Source organism: Haloprofundus salinisoli, from assembly GCF_020097815.1.
In the GTDB taxonomy this organism is placed as follows: domain Archaea; phylum Halobacteriota; class Halobacteria; order Halobacteriales; family Haloferacaceae; genus Haloprofundus; species Haloprofundus salinisoli.
In genome coordinates this window covers 82,988-103,298 of record NZ_CP083664.1, presented here as the reverse complement: position 1 = coordinate 103,298, position 20,311 = coordinate 82,988, and the positions used below count along the sequence as shown (strand labels likewise).

Below are 20,311 nucleotides of genomic sequence, written 5' to 3'. Positions count from 1 at the left end.
CGATGGAGAGACAACCAACGGCCACAGCCTACAGTCGGCTATTTCTCATCCATTGCAACCATAGTCGAGCTACAGTGGTCGCGTAATCTTGCTTCGACCGTATAACGGGCTTTTGAATTCCCAATCGAGCGGCGTGGTTTCTCGAAATCACAAACTCGAAGATCTCAGAACCTCGCTCACGGACGCGCGATATTCGAGAGTGGTATACTGCTTACTCCGCTCGGAGCGCTCTGCCGGGGGTCGCACCCGTCGTTTCACCGTCGCGAACAACGAACTCTCCGTCGACAAGAACGTGCTGAATCCCGGTCGGATAGCGGGATGGGTTCTCGAACGTTGCTGGCGAGGACACCGTTTGTGGGTCGAACACAACGAGGTCGGCGTCCATTCCGGGCCTGAGTAATCCTTTCGAGTGAAGACCGAAGATACGGGCTGGCAGCGAGGTGGCCTTCCGAACTGCTTCCGGAAGCGAGAGTAGGTTTCGTCGGCGGGTGTACTCACCGAGAACCCGTGGGAATGTGCCGTATACACGTGGATGTGGCCGCCCACCGAACAATCCATCACTCCCGATACAAACCCATGGCGTTTCGAGAATCGTCTCCACGTCCGACTCTACGAGCGTGTGTACGCGGATACTCACACCGAGTTCTTCTTCGACCAGCAAGTCACACACCGCCTTGATCGCATCACAACCACGACCGTCAGCAATCTCTCTGATACTCGCTCCCTCTGCATCGATGTTGTCTTCGCTCGTGACGCTCGTCACGTACACGTTCTCCCACCCAGCGAGTCCGCCAAAGTTCTCCCAGCCGTCGATACGCCACTCCTTGACGTCACGGCGAATCTGCTCTCGTATCGTCTCGTCTGTGAGCTGTTCGAGCATCTCGTCCGGCCCGTTAGCGTGAAGCCATGGTGGGAGTAACGCCGACAACATCGTACTCCCTGCAGTGTACGGATACATCTCCGCAGTGAAGTCGACGCCGCGGTCCCGCGCAGCTTCGATCAGATGAATCGCACGGTCGGCGGTACCATGTTGGGTTTCGCCTGCGGTTTTGAAGTGTGAGAGATGGAGCGGTGCACCCGTCTCGACTCCGATATCGACGAACTCGTCCAGCGCCTCCCATATCCACCGCCCCTCGCTCCGAATGTGAGCAACGAACGGTCGCCCAGTCGGTGCGACTGCGTTCGCGAGCGCACGGACTTCCTCGGTCGATGCATACGTGCACGGCGTATAGATCAGTCCGGTCGACAGGCCGACAGCGCCGTCTTCGAGTGCAGTCTCGACCCGTGCACACATCTCGTCGAGTTCGTCGCTCGTCGGGTTGCGGTCTGACATTCCCAGCACGTCGAACCGAACGGTTCCATGGCCGACGAGTGTCGCGACGTGCGGCGAAATTCCACGATCGACGACGGCGTCGAGGTAGCTATCGACGCCACTCCAGTTCCACGGATCGTCGAATCCACCGGCGAGAGCCGAGAGCTGTCGCTGCCAAACGTCAGGGTCACCGTCGTACAGTGGGGCCATCGAAAAACCGTCTTGACCGAGAATTTCGGTGGTGATACCCTGTCGAATCTTCGGTGCGAGTGTCGGGTCTGAAAACAACTGTAAATCCGAGTGCGAGTGTGTGTCGATGAACCCCGGACAGACGATTGCACCCTCACCATCGAGTACCTCGTCGACCGGGAAATCGGTCGAGGTCTGGCGAAAAATCCGGTCTATCTGACCGTTTGAAACTGCAATCGCCCCACGAAACCACGGGGCACCGCTCCCATCCAGTATCCGGACGTTATCGAGGAATAAATCAGTCATACGTCGGCCACGCTTGTACGTCGCATATATCGCTCCCCTAGGAATGAAGGGTTCACTTCCAGAATTGCCTCAATCTCGGGGTGACAGCCGAGCAACACCGTCGACCCTTGCTATCTAGGGGATAGTGTTATACCCTCGAATTGGCATGAGCCACCAATGAGCACGGTCGGGCCAAACGAACTCAGTGGTAGTAACTCGCAGTACAAACAGGTACGACTGAAAATTCGCCACCCCGGATGCTGGACCCTCGATACGACGAATGAGTGCCCCGATACACGGATCATCGAAAAGTCACTCTATCCCTCCGAAGACGATATCACCGCAGATCTCATCCTCATCGCGGATGGTGAGACGTCGCTCTCGGCGTTCATCGAAACCATCGACAATCACGATGTCGTCGACTCCGTGACGATTTTGAAGCAGACAGATACCCGCGCACGAGTGCTCGTCGTCTACGAACGGACGAGCAGTATCGTCCCCAGTATGGCCAACACAGGGTTCGTTCCGATCGTTCCCGTCCACGTCTACCGTGGATACGAGTACTGGACGATGATGGCCCGAACGGACCGACTTGGGAACATCATCGAGACCCTCCAGCAAAACTTCGACGTCACTATCGAAGCGATACACGGCTTCACCGAGGGTTCGGCTGTTGAGTTCGACAATATCTGCGACCAGATCAATAGCGAACTCTCGCCGCGACAGCGCGAATGTCTGCTCGCCGCCGCAGGTAAAGGGTACTACGAGTGGCCGCGCCAGACGAGCGCAAAAGAAATCGCGACCGAATTAGATATCAGTGGTCCCACGTTCCTCGAACACCTTCGTATCGGCGAGCACAAAGTCATGCAGCACGTGCTCCACCAGTTGGAACGGACACCCGAACTGTGACTCCACGATCGAGATCCGGCTAACGGGCTCGTTCCCAGAAGTTCAAGAAGTTCTCACCGAGCAGTTTCCGTTGTTCCTTCGGCGTGAAGCCCCGCTCGTCTAAGCCTTCTGGGATGACCTGCCAGTCTTCGTACGAAGACATCGGTCCGAAGCCGACACCGACTTCGACTCCGTGTTCAGCGCGGAAACCCATCCCAGTGAACGATTCTTCGAGACCACCCCGCAGTGGTTCGGGAATCTCTGGTGTCCACGACCCCCAGTCAGTTCCGATTCCGACCCGGTCGATACCGATTTTGTCGACGGCGTACTCGATGTTGTCGAAGAACAGGTCGAGCTCGGCATTCGGATTCCCCGGATCGAGGAAGAACGGGACAGCTACGACACCGTAGTATCCGTCGACAGCGGCGAGCGCATCGAGTTCCTCGTCGCTCTTCCCTCGGTCGTGGTCCGCCAGCGACCGGCTGAACGCGTGTGTGACCGCCACTGGCTTCTCGGCTGTCTCTATCGCGTCGAGTGTCGTCTGCGTTCCACAGTGAGAGAGGTCGACGATCATCCCCCGCTCCTGAAGCCGTTCGACGATATCGACGCCGTGATACGACAGACCAGAGTCCGTCCGCTCGGTACACCCGGTACCGACGAGATTCCGGCTGTTGTAGGTCAGTTGGACGATCTGTACGCCTGCGTTGTGGAGTACGTCGACTTCCGTCACGTCGCCAGCAGTCGCCGCGCCTCCATTCTGGACGTTGAGGACGATACCGACGTGACCGTCGTCGACGACGGTGCGTGCTTCCTCGGGACTCGTGACTTTCTGCATCCAGTCAAGCGCATCGATACGTGCTTGCCATCGCGCGAGGTCGCGCCGAACCCCTTCCGCGTAGGTCAACGCCGAGTCGAGGCTTCCCATCGTCGCGCTCACGAGATTCACTCCTGCGGCGTCGTACGCGTCACGCATCTCCTGGGCGAACTCCTCGTCGTCGCGAAGTTGGTCTACCTGTGCGTTCTCCATCGCATCTAAAGCAGCCCCCGCAGATGCGCCACGCGAGAGGGCGGCGTTCATCGCGTCGTCGATGCGGGTCGACCGGATCAGAGGGGTCCCACGTGGGTAGTAGTCGAATACTGGGTTTCGCATGGGGGGTATCTGAGAGAGGCGATACCAAAAGACAAACCCCTCTGATGATAGGACGCAGGCTTAACCCCTGAACCGGCGCTTACGAGAACATGCCAACAATCGACCGTACGACCTGCGCGGCAGTCGAATCGTTCGTCATCGACTGGATGGACGACAATGGAATTCCTGGTGCGAGCTTGGCTCTGGTAAAGGGAGACGAACTCGTTTATGCTGATGGCTTCGGTGCCCGTGATGTCTCCGAGAATCTTCCGTCGACGAGCGACACACTCTATGGGATCGGGTCAATCACGAAGTCGTTCACCGCCTTGGCTATTCAGCAACTCGCCGAGGATGGAGAACTTGAGCTCACAGACCCCATTAGTGAGTACGTTGACCGCTACACCGATGCACCGGGAGACCCAATTTCGATCCATCAATTGCTGACTCACACCTCCGGACTGCCAAGCGATGGAAGCGCTGCTGTACTCATCGCACGTCTCATGGGGGCTGGTGAAGTCGCCTCGCCCATTACAAGCGACAGCGATTTTTCGAGACACCTGTGGGGAGCACTCGAAGAACGTCTCACCGACGAAGATGAGCACTTCTTCTACTACAATTCCGGCTACACCGTCCTCGGCGAAGTCGTAGAGAGCATTACCGGGAAGTCCTACGAGAAGTACGTTCAGGAGCAGATTCTCGAGCCGCTCGGAATGACTCGGTCGACTTTCGACTCCGACTCGTTCGAGAAGCAAGAAGACCGAATGACACCCTATTTCCACGGAGAGGGAGGTTTGGAGACAGGGTCGTTCCCATTTGACGAAACAATCTATGCTCCTGGGGGACTTCTCAGCTCGGTCACTGAAATGTCGAACTATCTTCGGATGAATATGAACGGTGGGGAGTTCGAGGGAAACCACCTACTCTCGTCGGAGAATCTCGCCGAACTGCACGAGCCAGCCTCAACGAGATTGCAGTATCTGAATGGGGAGACACAGCGTTACGGATGCGGTTGGATGATTTCAGACCTCGTTGGCGACCGGCTAATCGGACATGGTGGGTCCATTGGAGTATGTACTGCGTATCTCGGATTCCTCGAAGAGGCAGCTGTCGGTGTCGTGTTACAGTGCTCGACCTCTCCGAAAGTACACCCAATGAACGTCGGCCCGGCGATACTGGCAATCGTGCAGGGTGAGGACCCCACAAACGCTGTCCCTCAGTTCGGCCTCGACACCAAGTTGGATGCGGTGACGGGCGATTACGAGTCGTACCGAGGTATTACAACCGCAACCGTCGACCGTGTCTCCGGTGGGTTGACTGTGGAGTACGGGAGTGGTCGCGCGACACAGAAACTGCTCGTGCTACCCGAAAGTACCGATCCGACAGATTTTGAATTCTACACTGTCACTCCTGATGGGAGTCGTACACCAGTCAGGTTCGAACAGACGACCGATAGCATGGAAATGTTCGTCGACCGTTGGCGACTCCACCGGGCATAGGTAAGCAGCACGACCGGCGTGCTTAGTCAGAGCGTGCAATACCGCGGACTTCGAGGAGTCGCTCATGCAGTTGACGTGACCCCAGCGAATGCCGAGCGCCGAGGAGAGCTGAGCAATCTGCCCCTCTCGATGGTAGAGTTCTTGCGGGACGTACCCCGATCGAAACGCCCGGGCGTCAGTGATCAGTCGATCCATCTATCCCCAGCTCTCGAACGCCGAGAGCTTCGAATCCTGCGAGCCTGCGAGCGCGTTCTCGATAGCGGACTGACGCCAGCCGAGCGGCGAGAGGACGCTCTCCGCCGCACGGAGGAGTAGCGTCTCGTAGAAGTCGGCATCGTACTCCAAGGGTTCCTCATGTGCCAACGCCACCCGGTCTCTCGACCGTTTCTCGTCGTCGACGACGACGTAGGAAACGCTCTCACCTGGACTTCGACTGAGGCCGTGTCCTTCGGCCCGTTCGAGTGCTGCCGCGTTCCGTGTGTACTGCGAATACTCGCCGGCGTTCTTTGAGACTCGATTGTCAATCAGAAGATTTTCCAGCTCAACACTGCCACGCCGAAGGCGCTCAACCCACAGTTTCAGTCGGTCGCAGACGCGTTCTGGTTCTCGATGCTCGTCAAGGACTCGAACCAAATCCTTCTGCGCTTCTTCGATGAACGCCGGCGTACTACGCTGTCGGCACTCAATACCCCGATACTTGTACTCGTCCTCGTCGGCGATCTTTCCGAAATATTTCGTCAACGCGCCAGCGTCGCTATCGCGCATCGGGACGAATGCAATCCAATCGTATGCTGCCTCGTATTCCAATCGTATCCCTACCTCGCGAGTGATTTGCTCGGCGAGTTCGTCGAGCGGGGTCTGCGCCTCGTTCTCAACCCGCCGGACCCAGATACTGTCGACGATCCCGTGGACGATTTCCCATCCGTTCTGCTCGAATATCTGCTTCGAGTCGAGGAGAATCTCTCGAGCGAACGCGTTGATCGCCTCGTGGCCCTCGATACGCCCGAACTTCGCGTTCGAAAATCCCTGATACCCGAAGCAAGAGACGAGAATCCACTTGATCGCGTTCGATCGACCCTCTAACGCTTTCTCTCGCTCTGGGTCGTCTATCTCTTGAAGCTCGGCTTTGATAGCGTCGCGGTCTTCGATGAGCGGTTCAAGGACGTCCGGGAGGTACCCTCGCTCGTCGCAGATACAGTAACCCAGTCCCGGTACGTCCTCTCGACCAGCGTGACACTCACAGCGAATCTTCTCGGGACTCACGTTGCGAGTGACGATGATGTTCGGGTACAACGACGAGAAGTCGAGTTCGTAGACGTCCTCGTGGAAACCCACCTTCGGTGCGAATGTAAATCCGCCGCGATCTGCCTCGTGCAGCTGGCGCATCGTCTTGAACTGCTCGTGCCGCCAGGAGTTCCACGGAACCAACACACCTCGTTTCCGCGCCTCTCGAATCTGAATCGCTGTAAGGATGTTCCCAATAGAAGACCAGGCTAACTCCTGAAGCGGTTTCCCCGACCGTTCGACGAGGTCGAGACAGCCGTCGAGGTTCGTCTGGTTCCACATGAACGTATTCGACCGGTCGATGATTATCCGACCCGGGAGGTTGTACCGCGCTGGCGAGTGGCCAACTTTCCCGTAACTCGCGTACGTCGACTTTCCCGCGAGTTGTTGCCAACCGGAGAGACGCCCTAACTCAAACTCATGATTCCCCACCCGCTCGGCTTGTTGGTACAATTTCGGGATTACCTCACTCGTGTTGAGCAGGAGGACATCCGGGTCGTCAGCGCTGAGATGGTTGCTCACCGCCTCGATGATATCCACCTGCGTTCCGCTCACCGTCTCGTCTCCTAGCTCGACCGTCGTGATCTGTCCACTCGAGAGTTGAGGCTCTGGGATAGAAACATCGAGAACTGAGAGATCGCCATCGGGTATCGGCGACACGCCCTCCTCGAGACAGTATCTGAACTCTCGGCTCAAATCGACGTTGTAGCACCGGTACTCACCGGGTTTTCCCCATCCCCTGACTTGGTGTGCAACATCAGTAACTGCATCCAAGTCGACAACATCGACACGAAGTACCGGTTCTGGGTCGTGTCTGAACCCGACTCTCTCCTCCACCAGGTGCGCGAGTGTGACCTTCGGGTGTCGACGGAGTACCTCCGAGACCTCCTTGAGATCGCCATCGCCGTGTGCCGAGATGTATATCGTTGGCTCGTATGACGCGTTTCGAGTGAACTCCGCACCGCCGGGCGTCAGTGACCACTCGAGTACGTCACCATCGAGATAGTCGATTTTGAACGGCATGGGTCACTCGCCAAATTCGTCGACGTCCATTCGATTCTCAAGCGACGTAATCCGCTTCTCCTGCTCGAGCGCGATGGAGATGAGAATCGGAATCTCGACGAACTGGTGGTTGAGATACCCACCGGCGTCCGCGTGAGCACGAGCGTGGTCGAACAACCGGTCGTAATGCGGCTGATCGTCGTGTCTGAGCGCACGCCGATAGTCCGACCATCGGCTCTCGGTCGCACGAATCAAATCACGGTGCGTCGGGTTAGTTCGCCCCAACGGTGGTCACCTCCGAAGACGTAGTCGTCGGAACGACAGCTGGGTGACGTGCCGCGAGGATAGTGTTCCAGTACGCAATCGTCGTCTGGACTAGCCCGTTGTCGAGCGGATAAACGAGCGTATCGAACGAGTCGCCCGAGAACCGTGGTCCATACTTGGTCAGCTCACACTCCACCGTTTCGGAAATCACGTCGTGGAGTGGTTCGGTGAAGTCGTCTCTTTCCGACAGCGTGAGGAGAACCGGTACGTCGACATCGTTAAGCAACTCCATGACTCGCGAAACTGCCTCCGAGAACATTCGCTCGCCTTCGCCGCGCCGGAGGTCATCAGTCCGGTAGAACCAGTCGAACTCCGGAAGCACGACGAGCGACGTGTCCTCTGTGATGTGATCGGGAAGGTCCGTCAGCAGGCTGTAGTGCTGCCACGGAGTGAAGCCTCGAGCGATGTGAACTCGGTCGAGTACTCTCATATTCGGTGCGATTCGACACAGTTGCTGCGTCGTTCCGTTTCCACGAGCGTCGACCCAGACTGCGTCTCCGTCCTCTAAGAGGAGATGGTCAAGGACGAGTGACTGCAACGCACCTGTCGCTCTTCGATTCGCCTGTAAGAGTGTCATCCCCTCCTGTAGCGTCGGGAGTATTGGTTGGTCGCCGGTCTGTTGGTACATTACAGGAGAACCTATGCGGCTTTGTGTCATAATGAAGACAGGGGTGTTTCCGAAATTCCGATACCGCGTTTCAGGACGCTTCTTTCCGAGGTCTGTAGGTCCGCGCACGCTTCTCGCCTTGGGCGACGACGAGTCGGTACTGCTCCATCTTCTGGAGGTAGTTGCGGACGGTTCGCTTCGTCTTCGGTTCGTCGACGTGCTCGCAGTATTCGTCGTAGAGATCGCCCGGACTCATCTCGCCAGAATCGAGCAAAATCTCGTAGAGGACGCGCTGATGCTCACGTAATTTGTCTGCGGTCGAGCGCCGAATCTCCTCGCGTCCGTCGGGGACGGCCTCATGGACGATTTCGTTCGAGATTGTGTCGAGAGATTGCTGATCTGCGAGGCGCGCAGCGTTGCGGAGAATGCTAATCCCAATTCTCGCATCACCGGCTGCCGCGTCGGCGATGAGAGCGAGTTGCTGATTTCCGATAGCGCTTTCCGATAGTCCCCAGCGTGCTCGCGCAGCCAGAATCACGACAAGTTCGTCAAGGTGGTACCTCTCAAATTCAACCCGGACACTCCCGTGCAGGCGGCTCGTCAAGCGTTCGTCGAACATCGAGAACAGGTCCTCTTCGCGGTTGGCGATGAGTATCATCGTAATCTTACGCGTGCGATAGAGGTCGTAGAGGACGCTTTTGTCTTCGAGTTGGTCGACTTCGTCGAGAATGACGACGTAGTGCGGACCGTCGTACTCCTGAAGTCGAGTTAGCAATTCGTCCCGTGGTGTGGAACGCCGGTGGATATCTACCGTCTGGTCTATCCCTTCGAGGATACGGTAGAGGACTCGAAATCGGGTGTAGTCCTGCCAACAGTTGATGTATTGGGTGTTGATGTCGAGGACGTTCTCTCGGAGCCGTTCGACGGTGAACTGCGCGATGCACGTTTTTCCGGCACCAGATGGACCAAGCAGGAGTGAAGTTTCCCCCGGTTGGCCGTCCATGATTGGTTTGAGCGCGTTCGAGAGGACGTTCGTCTCTTGATTGCGATGCTCGATCTCCTGAGGGATGAACTCGGGTTGCAGCACGCGAGCATCGTTGATCATACTTATCCGGACTCTTCCTCGGGAGCCGTAATAAACGGAACAGGGTGAGTTCCGATAGTTCCGATACTTGAGCTCGACTACAGCCCTCGCATTTCGGATAATAAGACCGTTCTTCGTCTCAGTTCCTCACCTTGGTAGAATGGGCCTCTAATTAACGGCCATAATGAACGTCTACACGGCTGCGAAGGTCAGATAGTCATCTGGTGATTTTTCAAGCGCTCGATGACCTCAGTTCATCGGCTGCGCGCCGGTCAACGACTGGTCGAGAATCACTAGTCGCCTACATATCCTGACTACTCGTAGCGTGACTCGGGGAAAGCCACTATGGTATCAACCCAAACACGACACGAAATCGAAATGTCGCTCGGACAGGTTCCAAGTTGGATGGAGAGCCTTGCAGAGCCGGCCAGTGATCACAGCTGGGGCATCTTTCGAGATCTCTCGTTCGGAGAAACCGAGCTGTCCCCGCGGGAGAAAGCTCTCGTTGGTGTCGGTGTCGCAGCTACCACCAAGTGTCCCTACTGTGTGCATTTCCACAAAGAAGAGGCGCGACTGGCAGAGGTCACAGAAGATGAACTCGAAGAGGTGGTCACTCTAGCCGGATCTACTCAGTACTTCTCGACGGTCCTGCATGGGAACGAAGTAAATCTCGACGACTTCGTCACCGAAACGACGGAGATCGTCGAATTCCTCAAAGAGCAAGATGCTACGGCAGCAGGTGCCGATTGAACCGTTGAACCGGTTTATCGGCCGAGTTCACGTGCTAATAGCGTTCACGGGAAAAGATAACACATCATGTCAGTCAACAATGGCGTAGACGTAGAACAGCTCGGCCAGGCGGTCGAAACAATCACGGAAGAACCGGAGAGCGGCCAATTCCGGTTCCGCGCGAAAACCGAATGGACCGACGGTCTGCAGTGTGTGACATCGATCGACGATTTCGATCAGGCCGGCGAACGGATTCACACCCGGGAGTTTCACGTCGAAGGCGACGAACCGAAGCAGATCCTCGGCAAGCGCGCGGCACCGAACGCGGTCGAGCTTCTGCTCGCCGCTCTCGGCTCGTGTCTGAGCGTCGGGTACGCGGCCAACGCCGCTGCCATGGGTATCGAACTCGACGACCTCCGGTTCGAACTGGAAGGAGACGTTGACCTTCGGGGATTCCTCGGTATCTCCGAGGACGTCCGCGCCGGGTACAACACGGTGACATGCACCGCATACATCGACGCGGACGCGTCGGACGAAGAACTCGCCGAGCTCAGGGAGCGAGTCGAGGCCACGTCGCCGTTGATGGACAACATCACGAATGCCGTCCCGCTCGAAACCGACGTGGTCTCCGTACGGAGGGGTGAGTAGCAATGTCGAAATCACTCGACGTCAATAAGCTAGAGCGAGAAGTCAAGACCGTCTACCGGAACGTCGCAGAGGCTCCGACCGACGAGCATCACTTCGAGATGGGACGCGCGCTGGCGGAGCGGCTCGGCTATCGAACTTCAGATCTCGACCGAGTGCCTGCAGAGGCCATCGACTCGTTCGCTGGCGTCGGATACCACTTCGACCTCGCCGATCTCCGAGAGGGAGATGACGTGCTTGACCTCGGTAGCGGCTCGGGCATGGATGCCTTCGTCGCGGCGCTTCACGTCGGCGACGCTGGGAGCGTGATCGGCCTCGACATGACCGACGAGCAACTGGAGAAAGCACGGCGGCTGCGCGACGAGGCCGGGATGGAGAACGTCTCGTTCGAACAGGGGTACATCGAAGACCTCCCGTTCGCAGACGAGTCGTTCGACGTCATCGTGTCCAACGGCGTCATCAATCTCTCTGCGGAGAAGGAGCACGTCTTCACGGAGGCGAGTCGCGTGCTTCGACCAGCGGGCCGGTTGGCACTCTCCGATATCATCAGCGAGACCCGGATGCCCGAGAGCATCAAGTCGAACGCGGACCTCTGGGCGGCGTGCATCGGTGGAGCCGAACAGGTCACCGACTATACCGACATGATCGAAACGCCTGGATTCGATGACGTTGAAGTCAGAGAGAATCCCCAGTACGAGTTCATCTCGGAGCAAGCGACGAACGCGTGCCAGAAGTACGGCGTGAGGAGCATCTCGCTGAGTGCTCGGAAGAACGACCAGTGAAAACCGGCGACAGAACCCACAAGAAGGCAACCGAGATGAAGGATGATACCCAGTCAGCTGATTACGGCAGCATTACGGAAGGCCAACGAGAGACGTGGTCTAGCGGCGATTTCAACGAAATCGCCCGCCAAAACGTCGTCATGGCCGAGGCACTCTGCGAAGCCGTCGATCCACACCCCGGACAACGGGTCCTGGACGTGGCGTGTGGAAGCGGCACAGCGGCACTGGTCGCGGAGCGACGGTATTGTGACGTCACAGGCCTCGACTACGTGCCTGGATTGATTGAACGAGCGAAAACCCGGGCGCAGGCCAACGGACAAGAAATCGACTTCCAGATCGGTGATGCTCAGGCCATGCCCTTCCCCGACAACAGCTTCGACGCAGTGCTCTCGGTGTACGGGATACAGTTCGCGCCCAATCAGGAACAGGCGGCACGCGAACTACTTCGGGTGTGCAAACCGGGCGGCAAAATCGGTCTGGCAGGTCCGATTCCCGGCGGGTGGAGCGGCGACTGGTTCGCTGCACATGCGCGATACGTTCCTCCACCACCCAATGTCCCGTCGCCCCTTCGCTGGGGCACCAACGACGGGCTCGACGAGTTACTTAGCGCTCGCACTCGGTCGATCGAAAGCAATCGGCGGACTGTACTCCAGTACTATCGGTCGATCGACCACGCAGTAGATGTGTTCAGCACGTACTTCGGCCCGACGGTCCAGGCGCTCAAGATGCTTGATTCCGACGCGCAAGAGCGCCTCCGGACTGACCTCGGGGAGGTATTCGATCGATATAATCGTGCGACGGACGGGACGGCAATCGTCGAGAATCAGTACTTACAGACTGTTGTGATTCCCGTATAGCGTAGCGTATTTTCAACTCGGTCCATATGTTTTCGAGCCCTTGAATTTGGTCGTCTCACAAATCAAAGGACGATTTGTTCGACTGTCGAACTGGAGCCTGCAGCGCCCATGCATTTAAACGAAGATGATCACCCGACAGTACTGCGATTATCGATCGAACGGGCCGATTTGTTGCCTTCGTGGATGATCGGACGGACGAGCAGGCGTCACCGGAATTCGGTATAGTGAGAATGGAATTGTTATCACGGTCTGGCTTCGAGTACGAGGTTGAATGGCGTCTCGGTCGCCCGGCGGACGCTCGTGAACCTGCCCGCAGTAATCACCTCACGGAGACGCGCTTCGCCAGCCTCTGCTTCTAGAACGGGGTCCCCGACCTGGTTGAGGGAGTTCGGGACGCAGGCCATCGTCAAGGCGCAGTAGAATGCCCTGCCGACTGGGTTCAGGTTGTCCTCGGCTCGATCGTTGGCGAAGGGCTCAACCAACATCCACGCCCCGTCGTCGGCTTCGTTGTCGCGTTCATCCTTTCGGTGCTCGGCGTTGGTCTCTATAGCCAGTGCTTGGTCGAATCATCCGACCAGTACTACGGTGCGACCAAACTCTTCGGCGCGGCCGTTATCATCCGTACGATGTGAGCGATATCCTGCTCATGTCGATTCGCTCTATATCAGTAATATTCCACTCTACAACGAAATAACTCGACCGTAGTTCAGACACGGTGTCGTTAATAAACTAAGAAAAGTTCAAATATAGATCCGAAGGGCCAGCAGTTATGCTCCCCGTACAAGCTAGAATTAGAATATTTGCGGATAAGATTCTATAATATCTAACGTATAGCCTTCATTTCGCAGTATATCTGGGTATATCTAGGTATTCATGGACTATTCTCACGCTGTCCTGTTTCTAATGACAAACGAAGGTAATAAACTTTGGATTGTTTATAATAGGGATAGGGTATTTACAGCTAGTATGATTAAGGCGGTTCACATGCTGCTCTGAAAACAGGCATCTTCTCAACTGAGATTCATCCGATCTCCTTTCGTGACTTCTTTGTCTGTCAATATGGGTAGACCTCTAGATACAAATACCAGAAGTGGATTATACAATTATGCGAATCCTCGTTATCGATATTGACTCGCTTAGACCCGACCACCTGGGGTGTTATGGTTACGACCGTGCTACCTCACCGATAATAGATAGCATCGCAGAAGACGGTGTCCGCTTCGAGCGCTGTTATGCTTCGGACACCCCTTGTCTCCCGAGCCGAACCGCGCTAGCGACCTGCAGATTCGGGCTGAAAACAGGCGTCGTAACACATTACGGCGAGGGACAGCGCTACGACGAACCTGGGAACGGTCACGATCCTGACGCCGCTAGACTTCCATCATTTCGACATCTCGCCGAGAACGGAGTCTACACTGCATCCGTGAGCAGTTTCTCACAGCGACACATGGCACATCACTTTAGCGCCTCGTTTCAGGAGGCAATCCAACCCACCGCAAACGCGGGGACTATGGCCATTGAGGACTGCTCGGATGTGACACCAGTCGCCGAACAGTGGCTCGATCAACATGCCGAAGACGAAAATTGGCTCCTCCACGTGAATTATTGGGACGTCCATCATCCCTACCTCGGTATTGATCCGTTCCTCGAGTTAGTGCGTGACTCCGGATCAGCAGCCCAGTGGCCAGATGCGGAGGCGATTGCCGAACAGCGTGGAATGACTGGCGTCAGATGTGCAGACCTCTGGCCCGCGCCGGCACAGTACGGACCCGATTGGGCAGACGACTATGATTGGCGAATGCCCGAGCAGGTTACGAGTCGGGCCGACGTCGAACAGTTCGTCGACGGATACGACGCAAGCATTCGGCGAGTCGATGCAGAGGTGGCGAAGCTATTAGCTGCGCTCGAACGCCATGGTATCAGAGAAGAAACTGCAGTTGTCATTACTGCTGACCACGGAGAAGCGTTCGGTGAACACGGCATCTACGCCGAACACGCGTTTCCACATCCGCCATGTCAGCAGGTTCCGCTTGTCGTCTCGTGGCCGGGTGTAAGAGACGAATCGGAAACGGAGAGTGTCGACTCATTGGTTTACCAATTCGATTTGATGCCGACGATTTGTGAACTCACGAATACTCCAGTCCCGGTAGAGTGGGACGCACGAGCGTTCACACCGGCATTGTACGGCAAGCAGTTCGCAGAGCGAGAATACATTGTCTCGGGCCACGGTATCTACACGTTCGGTCGAGCAGTATACACTGATCGATGGATGTACGTTCGACTGCTTCACCCTGGTGTGTTCACTTATCCTGGGCTCTACAACGACCCCACGATGGCGAATCAGGGACTTGAATTACTCCATGATTTGGAAACTGACCCTTACATGGAACATAATCTAGTAGAGTCACATCCAAAGCGAACGGAACACCTCCGCCAGATACTTGATCGGTGGATTGCTGAACATCTTTCCGATGGGTGGCGAGAACAGCGGCCTGATCGGAGCCGTGGACAAGATACGCTTGCACGAATGTGTGCTACCGGTCCGTACCTGTATGTTGATCCGGATGCACTCTCAGACCTCTATGCTGACTTAGATCGAACGGAGAGGCAACGTGAGGCTCTTCAGCGCACAATCGATACTTTTGGCGTGAAACTCCAGGGGCTACCACAGCTATAGTCGTACACTCGTATTTCCGTTTTGCTGTTCTAAACATCTGTCTGTAGAATCCGTTAATCTGAAATCCTACTCCAGGGACCGTCTAGCAATTCCATTACAAACTTAGATGTGTAATGCTCAGTTGGATATGGATGGACGTTTTGACGTCTGTGACGAGGAATTGCCTTCGGCAACGTGTTTCGAATGACAAAACGAACTAAGTGATGTGTTATTGATTGGTAGAGTATTTTTGATGACAAAACTGATCTTAGTGGGGTTCAGCACGAAACGTTGTGCAGTACACCCCAAACAGATTTTGAAACAACTCCAACTAGGAACCGTTTTGAGTGGTCCTGTCTCTTTTTGCTGGATCGTTCTAGAATTTCGAGCAAAATTCCTTACTGGAAAGAGTTGATATTGGGCATCTATGGTTTTTGATATCTCGAAACACAGTCTCGATGTAGACCAATCCCAAAATAGCCAATCTTTGAGGATTGCAGCCCTGCAGACACGATTTGTGACCCCGCAAATGTTTAAGTCACTTCGGTTTGCACGAACAGAGGATGGTCAATATTGGTCTCCTCGGACTAGACACAAGTCACTCTGAGGGCTTCGCAGAGATCATCTCGAATCACGAAGACGCGAATGTCTCTGCGGTTTGGGACGGTGGCGATGTTCGGAGCAACGAATATTGCAGAGAATTCGGTGAAAAGTATAATGCGCCTGTTTACGACGACCCCGACGAGTTGCTGGACGTTGTAGACGCTGCGATGGTACTCACGGTCAATTGGGATACTCATAGAGAACTTGCGACACCTTTCCTCGAGACTGGTGTGGCGACAATGGTTGACAAGCCAGTGGCTGGTTGTACCCGCGATATCAGGGGACTCAAAGACGCCGTGAGTGATACTGCATTTTTCGGCGGTTCCGCCGTTCCCTATCATCCGACGTTGACGGAGAAAGTCGCACAATCAAGCGGAAAATCGCTATACTGTGTCGGCTACGGCGACCCATTCTATTACGGCGTTCACCTCGTTGATACTGTTTGCCAACTTGCGGGTACTGACTGGGTATCGGTCACGCCGGCAGAAGACCCCGGCCAAACCGTTGACATTCTCTTCGAGGACGACACGTATGCGACGCTCCGTCTCGACGGACCGAAACACGAGGAGACGTTCATCGTATTGGATACAGAGGGTGCACAGACTACGCTTGTGGGCAGCACCAAAGCCGATCTCGAATCAATGTACCAACGATACGTAGATACGTTCCTTGAATCGGTGAAAGGAACACATGATGCAAGCCACCGCGTGCTAAATTCGGCGTCGCTTCTGCTCGCCGTCCACGCGGCTCTCGAACACTCACGGCCGATTACGCCCCAAAGTACTGTTCTTGACGACCATCACGTCAATGGAGATGCATTCCTCTCGGAGTATCAGCCGTATTACTGAGACCACGTTCTCTCCTGGTTGCGACAGGCGGAGCAGGTCGAGTGCCTCGGGGTCGTACGGAAATCGAAGAGTTCCGTGATGACGAGACGCCCCGCGTCTTGAACCACTTGACCCCGAGGCAGTTCAGAGGTTAGTTGAGCCTACCGGGTTCTTTTTCATTCTTTAGTCATCAGTCCGGGATTCGGCTCTGTCGTTGAATTGCTTTTCAATAAACTCCTCTGGAAGCATCTCCAATTCGCCAACTTGTACTCGCCAGAGATTAGCGTACCGCCCGTCTTCGGCAAGTAGTTCCTCATGGGTTCCCTGTTCGACGAGTTCTCCATTGTCAAGGACGAGAATCTGGTCTGCGTCACGGACGGTCGAGAGGTGATGTGCGATGGCGAACGTCGTCCGATTTTCGGTGAGTTTCTCCAGTCCTGCTTGGATGACGATTTCGGTTTCGTTGTCAACGTGGCTCGTTGCTTCGTCAAGGACGAGTATCTCTGGGTCGGTGAGGATTGCTCGTGCAATACTCACACGCTGTCGCTGTCCCCCTGAGAGCTTGACGCCACGCTCGCCGACCATTGTATCGTAGCCATCAGGCAGCGCCTTGATGAACTCGTGTGCGCCTGCGAGCTTGGCTGCGTCTCTAATGCTCGCATCCGAAATGGTCGGGTTCCCATAGGCAATGTTCTCCCTAACTGTCCCGTAGAAGAGAAACGACTCTTGGCCCACGTAGCTGATTTTTTGCCGGAGGCTTGTAAGCGTCACGTCCCGCACATCTGTTCCGTCGACACGAATTGCACCGTCGGTCACGTCGTAAAAGCGCATCAGTAGTTTGAGCAGCGTCGTCTTACCGGATCCAGTCGTCCCGACGAGACCAACCATTTCGCCGGGCTCGACGGTGAAGTTCACGTCGTCTAAGACGAGACCGCCACCGGATTCGTATCGGAAGTCGACGCTGTCGTATTTGACTCGTCCATCCACAGTCTCGAGTTCGACAGCATCCTTACGCTCGGCAACCACATTCGGTTCGTCGATGAGTCCAAAGATACGTTCGCCTGCCGCCACTGCGTACTGATAGCTATTGATGATCTGTCCCATTTGACGCATCGGCCACATGAACCGCTGGCTGTACATGAGAAACATCACGACTACGCCAGGTGTGAGCGCGGTTTGGAATGGCACTTGTTCAGGGAACAGTACCCAGAGACCACCAGCGGTGAAGGTGAGCACGAATCCGAGTCCGGTGACGAACTCCATTGCGGGGAAGAATTTGATGCGCGTCGCAATCGCATCCCAGTTCGCTTCGAGGTAGTCACGTGACGCCGTTTCGACGCGGCCAGTCTCGAAGCGTTCGGTGTTGTACGCTTTGATGACTTCGATGCCGCCGAGGTTGTTCTCTAGTCGCGAGTTGAGGGAGCCAACAGCCGACCGCACGCTTCGATATTTCGGGTGAATTGTAGAGACGAACCAGTAACTTAGCCCTCCAAGTATGGGAATGACTACAAACGAAACGAGAGCGAGCTGCCAATTTATGAAAAACATGATAACTCCAGTCCCGCCGACCATCACCAAAATTCGAATTGCTGCATTGAAATTCGAGGTGAGAAAGTTCTCTAGCTGGTTGACATCGTTGTTGAGGATGCTCATTATCTCGCCTGTCTGCTTGCTATCGAAGAATTCCAGTTCAAGTGTCTGCATCGTGTCGTATGTTGCGATACGAAGCTCGTGTTGGATGTGTTGAGCGAAGTGGTTCCACGACCAGTTGTTGACCCAGTTGAGAAGCGCACCAACGAGAAACGCCCCTGCAAGCAGTGTTGCGGTGAGCCAGAACTGTCCCCACGTACCGGGTGGAACCCACGCCTGTGGAACCAGTGGAAGTTGGAACTCCCGGACATCAAAAAATAGCGCGTCAATAGCGAGGCCGAGAACGAGCGGTGGTATCAATCCGGCTGCCCGGGCAAACACACTTGCAACGCCTCCGAGCAGAAATTGAAAGCGTTCGCCACGACCGTACTCAACGAACACGCGCCACATCGGATTTCCGCTACCGCTCCTCTCTCGCACCTCCTCGAACGGGTCGTCAGTATCCATGAGTATTGGTCACGTTGTTCGCATACGCAATGAGAGTATAAATCCACCGTTGGGACCATTGAACATCGATAATACGGCGTCGAGTGATCCAGGACAACTGACCGCGAACCAACAAGGCTGACTTGGTTCACGAGTTGGGTTGGGCCTGTCGTCGGCCTCTTGTGGTTGCGTTATCGCCGCCGTGCACCAACACGTTCTGCCAGTGCAATTGCCTTATCGACGATTCGGTTTTCAGTGGACGGTGCATACTGACCACCACGGCCTTTTTTAGCTTCATAGCCACCTTCTGCGAGGACACGCTCAGTTGGAATATATCCGCAGCTGTTTGCGTAGGCGGCGACCCATACCGGCGCGGCGAGTTCGGATTTTATTTTCGTGCCGTACTCTGCGACAACTTCACCCGAAAGCGACAGTAGCGTAAGATCGCCTCCGAAGCCGACAGCCTGAATCGGATAGTCGCGATATTCGACGAGACGTTCGATCCCTTCGTCTCCTTCCTCGTAGTTTTCGACATCAAGGACTGCGTTTTGTTCGAGAAGTTTGAACGTTCCCGTTCCGCGTATCACGCGTGGTTCAGTAACAAGTGCACGTTCTACCGCCGTCGCCATTGTCCGTCCGTGCTGTTTTACCCGCTCGCGTGTGCCGTGAGGGTACGCCTTTTGGTCGCCTGCACAGCCGATGAGGAACATCGCGGTTGCTTCAGGATACGATTCTTCGAGATACTGCATCGCATAGCCCGCCCAGTCGCCGCTTACGCCGTTGTATGACTGACCGACGGTTGGATGACACGCATAGCCGAACGCCAGCAGTTTCCGTGTACCATCCATTGACTCTGCAGTCAACACCGGCACATCGTGGTCGACTGGCGCGTCACTGAACGGATCAAACCGGACACGTTCCTCGTCAGGGTAGCGACGACTCACCGCAATTGCACAACTCGTCTGGTAGTACGTGAGGTGTGCAGGTTCAAGATCCTCGATTGCTTCGTCGATAGTGGCGATGAGTGTCTCGTCAAGGCGTTCTCGGTACGCTGCGCGTGCCCGGTCACGGTCGCTCGGGTTGTCATCGAGTTCTTCAGGTCGAAGGCTGTACTCTGGACCGTAGTGGGTGTGCGATGGATTGAGTATTAGCGCATCTGGCTCGACGTTCCATCGTTCCTCAGCCATCGATTCGAGCATCTCACGCTGTTCGGAGAGCGCGAAAATGAGCTCGAAAGAGAGGACGACAACTCGTCTTCCAGTGCGGTCTTCGAGTGCGAGTGCTCGTGCGAAGATATCGTGTTCGATTTCGTCCATCTCACCGTCGCGTGCTGCGAACCCAGCGAGATGGTTGCCACCGTCTTCATCCGGCGTGATTGGTTGTCTCGCAACACCGACTTTCCAATCTGGGTCTTCATTAGGTCTGTCGATACCACCGTCTGTCGCTACTTGCCGTCGAGGCCGTTCGCTCATATGTGTTCGTCGCAGGTACCGACAAACCACTCCATAATAAATCTGCCCGCTAGCTAACACTCGA

Annotated in this window: 16 protein-coding genes and 1 pseudogene; 8 read left to right on the top strand and 9 right to left on the bottom strand. The window is 55.7% G+C overall.

Going from position 1 to position 20,311, the window contains the following annotated elements; genetic code table 11:
- Positions 1 to 211: 211 nt before the first annotated feature.
- A complete protein-coding gene (locus LAQ73_RS16175; protein ID WP_224271028.1) occupies positions 212 to 1,807 on the bottom strand; it encodes an N-acyl-D-amino-acid deacylase family protein in 1,596 nt (531 codons plus the stop codon).
- 156 nt (positions 1,808 to 1,963) lie between these two features.
- On the opposite strand from LAQ73_RS16175, the gene LAQ73_RS16170 reads away from it, so the two are divergent.
- Positions 1,964 to 2,695: a helix-turn-helix domain-containing protein gene (locus LAQ73_RS16170; RefSeq protein WP_224271027.1), complete on the top strand. Its 732-nt coding sequence runs from the start codon at positions 1,964 to 1,966 to the stop codon at positions 2,693 to 2,695.
- A gap of 19 nt (positions 2,696 to 2,714) precedes the next feature.
- Here the strand turns inward: LAQ73_RS16170 and LAQ73_RS16165 are convergent, their stop codons facing one another.
- Entirely contained in the window at positions 2,715 to 3,824 is a 1,110-nt protein-coding gene (locus LAQ73_RS16165; RefSeq protein WP_224271026.1) for a dipeptidase, read from the bottom strand.
- An 89-nt stretch (positions 3,825 to 3,913) separates the two neighbouring features.
- Between LAQ73_RS16165 and LAQ73_RS16160 the strand changes: the two genes are divergently transcribed.
- Positions 3,914 to 5,299 (top strand): serine hydrolase domain-containing protein, encoded by a 1,386-nt coding sequence (locus tag LAQ73_RS16160; RefSeq protein WP_224271025.1) that lies wholly within the window; start codon positions 3,914 to 3,916, stop codon positions 5,297 to 5,299.
- Positions 5,300 to 5,494: 195 nt separating this feature from the next.
- Here the strand turns inward: LAQ73_RS16160 and LAQ73_RS16155 are convergent, their stop codons facing one another.
- The 4 genes from LAQ73_RS16155 to LAQ73_RS16140 all read right to left on the bottom strand — a co-directional run bounded on the left by LAQ73_RS16155 (position 5,495) and on the right by LAQ73_RS16140 (position 9,621).
- On the bottom strand, positions 5,495 to 7,606 hold the full coding sequence (locus tag LAQ73_RS16155) for a type B DNA-directed DNA polymerase (protein ID WP_224271024.1): 2,112 nt from the start codon (positions 7,604 to 7,606) through the stop codon (positions 5,495 to 5,497).
- A gap of 3 nt (positions 7,607 to 7,609) precedes the next feature.
- A complete protein-coding gene (locus LAQ73_RS16150; RefSeq protein WP_224271023.1) occupies positions 7,610 to 7,870 on the bottom strand; it encodes a DUF8156 family protein in 261 nt (86 codons plus the stop codon).
- The gene (locus LAQ73_RS16145; protein ID WP_224271022.1) at positions 7,857 to 8,339 is read right to left on the bottom strand and encodes a hypothetical protein; all 483 of its coding nucleotides are present in this window, start codon (positions 8,337 to 8,339) and stop codon (positions 7,857 to 7,859) included. Before LAQ73_RS16145 ends, LAQ73_RS16150 begins: the two co-directional genes overlap by 14 nt.
- A gap of 268 nt (positions 8,340 to 8,607) precedes the next feature.
- Positions 8,608 to 9,621: a Cdc6/Cdc18 family protein gene (locus tag LAQ73_RS16140; RefSeq protein ID WP_224271021.1), complete on the bottom strand. Its 1,014-nt coding sequence runs from the start codon at positions 9,619 to 9,621 to the stop codon at positions 8,608 to 8,610.
- 324 nt (positions 9,622 to 9,945) lie between these two features.
- Between LAQ73_RS16140 and LAQ73_RS16135 the strand changes: the two genes are divergently transcribed.
- The 4 genes from LAQ73_RS16135 to LAQ73_RS16120 all read left to right on the top strand — a co-directional run bounded on the left by LAQ73_RS16135 (position 9,946) and on the right by LAQ73_RS16120 (position 12,613).
- Positions 9,946 to 10,350, top strand: a complete 405-nt coding sequence (locus LAQ73_RS16135) for a carboxymuconolactone decarboxylase family protein (RefSeq protein ID WP_224271020.1) — start codon at positions 9,946 to 9,948, stop codon at positions 10,348 to 10,350.
- 66 nt (positions 10,351 to 10,416) lie between these two features.
- Entirely contained in the window at positions 10,417 to 10,977 is a 561-nt protein-coding gene (locus tag LAQ73_RS16130; protein WP_224271019.1) for an OsmC family protein, read from the top strand.
- A gap of 2 nt (positions 10,978 to 10,979) precedes the next feature.
- On the top strand, positions 10,980 to 11,756 hold the full coding sequence (locus tag LAQ73_RS16125; protein WP_224271018.1) for a methyltransferase domain-containing protein: 777 nt from the start codon (positions 10,980 to 10,982) through the stop codon (positions 11,754 to 11,756).
- Positions 11,753 to 12,613 (top strand): class I SAM-dependent methyltransferase, encoded by an 861-nt coding sequence (locus LAQ73_RS16120; protein WP_224271017.1) that lies wholly within the window; start codon positions 11,753 to 11,755, stop codon positions 12,611 to 12,613. The genes LAQ73_RS16125 and LAQ73_RS16120 overlap by 4 nt, the downstream gene beginning before the upstream one ends.
- Before the next feature lie 242 nt (positions 12,614 to 12,855).
- On the opposite strand, the pseudogene LAQ73_RS16115 reads toward LAQ73_RS16120, so the two are convergent.
- Positions 12,856 to 13,128 (bottom strand): annotated as a pseudogene (locus LAQ73_RS16115) (SAM-dependent methyltransferase); the annotation flags it as partial.
- A 590-nt stretch (positions 13,129 to 13,718) separates the two neighbouring features.
- Between LAQ73_RS16115 and LAQ73_RS16110 the strand changes: the two are divergent.
- Positions 13,719 to 15,290 carry a sulfatase family protein gene (locus tag LAQ73_RS16110; RefSeq protein WP_224271016.1) on the top strand — a complete coding sequence of 524 codons (1,572 nt, stop codon included), beginning with the start codon at positions 13,719 to 13,721 and terminating at the stop codon, positions 15,288 to 15,290.
- Positions 15,291 to 15,832: 542 nt separating this feature from the next.
- Positions 15,833 to 16,720, top strand: a complete 888-nt coding sequence (locus LAQ73_RS16105) for a Gfo/Idh/MocA family protein (protein WP_224271015.1) — start codon at positions 15,833 to 15,835, stop codon at positions 16,718 to 16,720.
- A gap of 162 nt (positions 16,721 to 16,882) precedes the next feature.
- Here the strand turns inward: LAQ73_RS16105 and LAQ73_RS16100 are convergent, their stop codons facing one another.
- Complete coding sequence (locus LAQ73_RS16100) at positions 16,883 to 18,796, bottom strand: ABC transporter ATP-binding protein (RefSeq protein WP_224271014.1); 1,914 nt, start codon at positions 18,794 to 18,796, stop codon at positions 16,883 to 16,885.
- A gap of 170 nt (positions 18,797 to 18,966) precedes the next feature.
- On the bottom strand, positions 18,967 to 20,247 hold the full coding sequence (locus LAQ73_RS16095) for a neutral/alkaline non-lysosomal ceramidase N-terminal domain-containing protein (RefSeq protein WP_224271013.1): 1,281 nt from the start codon (positions 20,245 to 20,247) through the stop codon (positions 18,967 to 18,969).
- Between the last annotated feature and the right edge of the window lie 64 nt (positions 20,248 to 20,311).

Excerpts from the sequence above, each read along its gene's own strand:
- LAQ73_RS16175 (WP_224271028.1), bottom strand. The coding sequence starts at position 1,807 with ATGACTGATTTATTCCTCGATAACGTCCGGATACTGGATGGGAGCGGT.
- LAQ73_RS16170 (WP_224271027.1), top strand. The coding sequence starts at position 1,964 with ATGAGCACGGTCGGGCCAAACGAACTCAGTGGTAGTAACTCGCAGTAC.
- LAQ73_RS16165 (WP_224271026.1), bottom strand. The coding sequence starts at position 3,824 with ATGCGAAACCCAGTATTCGACTACTACCCACGTGGGACCCCTCTGATC.
- LAQ73_RS16160 (WP_224271025.1), top strand. The coding sequence starts at position 3,914 with ATGCCAACAATCGACCGTACGACCTGCGCGGCAGTCGAATCGTTCGTC.
- LAQ73_RS16155 (WP_224271024.1), bottom strand. The coding sequence starts at position 7,606 with ATGCCGTTCAAAATCGACTATCTCGATGGTGACGTACTCGAGTGGTCA.
- LAQ73_RS16145 (WP_224271022.1), bottom strand. The coding sequence starts at position 8,339 with ATGAGAGTACTCGACCGAGTTCACATCGCTCGAGGCTTCACTCCGTGG.
- LAQ73_RS16140 (WP_224271021.1), bottom strand. The coding sequence starts at position 9,621 with ATGATCAACGATGCTCGCGTGCTGCAACCCGAGTTCATCCCTCAGGAG.
- LAQ73_RS16135 (WP_224271020.1), top strand. The coding sequence starts at position 9,946 with ATGGTATCAACCCAAACACGACACGAAATCGAAATGTCGCTCGGACAG.
- LAQ73_RS16130 (WP_224271019.1), top strand. The coding sequence starts at position 10,417 with ATGTCAGTCAACAATGGCGTAGACGTAGAACAGCTCGGCCAGGCGGTC.
- LAQ73_RS16125 (WP_224271018.1), top strand. The coding sequence starts at position 10,980 with ATGTCGAAATCACTCGACGTCAATAAGCTAGAGCGAGAAGTCAAGACC.
- LAQ73_RS16110 (WP_224271016.1), top strand. The coding sequence starts at position 13,719 with ATGCGAATCCTCGTTATCGATATTGACTCGCTTAGACCCGACCACCTG.
- LAQ73_RS16105 (WP_224271015.1), top strand. The coding sequence starts at position 15,833 with ATGGTCAATATTGGTCTCCTCGGACTAGACACAAGTCACTCTGAGGGC.
- LAQ73_RS16100 (WP_224271014.1), bottom strand. The coding sequence starts at position 18,796 with ATGGATACTGACGACCCGTTCGAGGAGGTGCGAGAGAGGAGCGGTAGC.
- LAQ73_RS16095 (WP_224271013.1), bottom strand. The coding sequence starts at position 20,247 with ATGAGCGAACGGCCTCGACGGCAAGTAGCGACAGACGGTGGTATCGAC.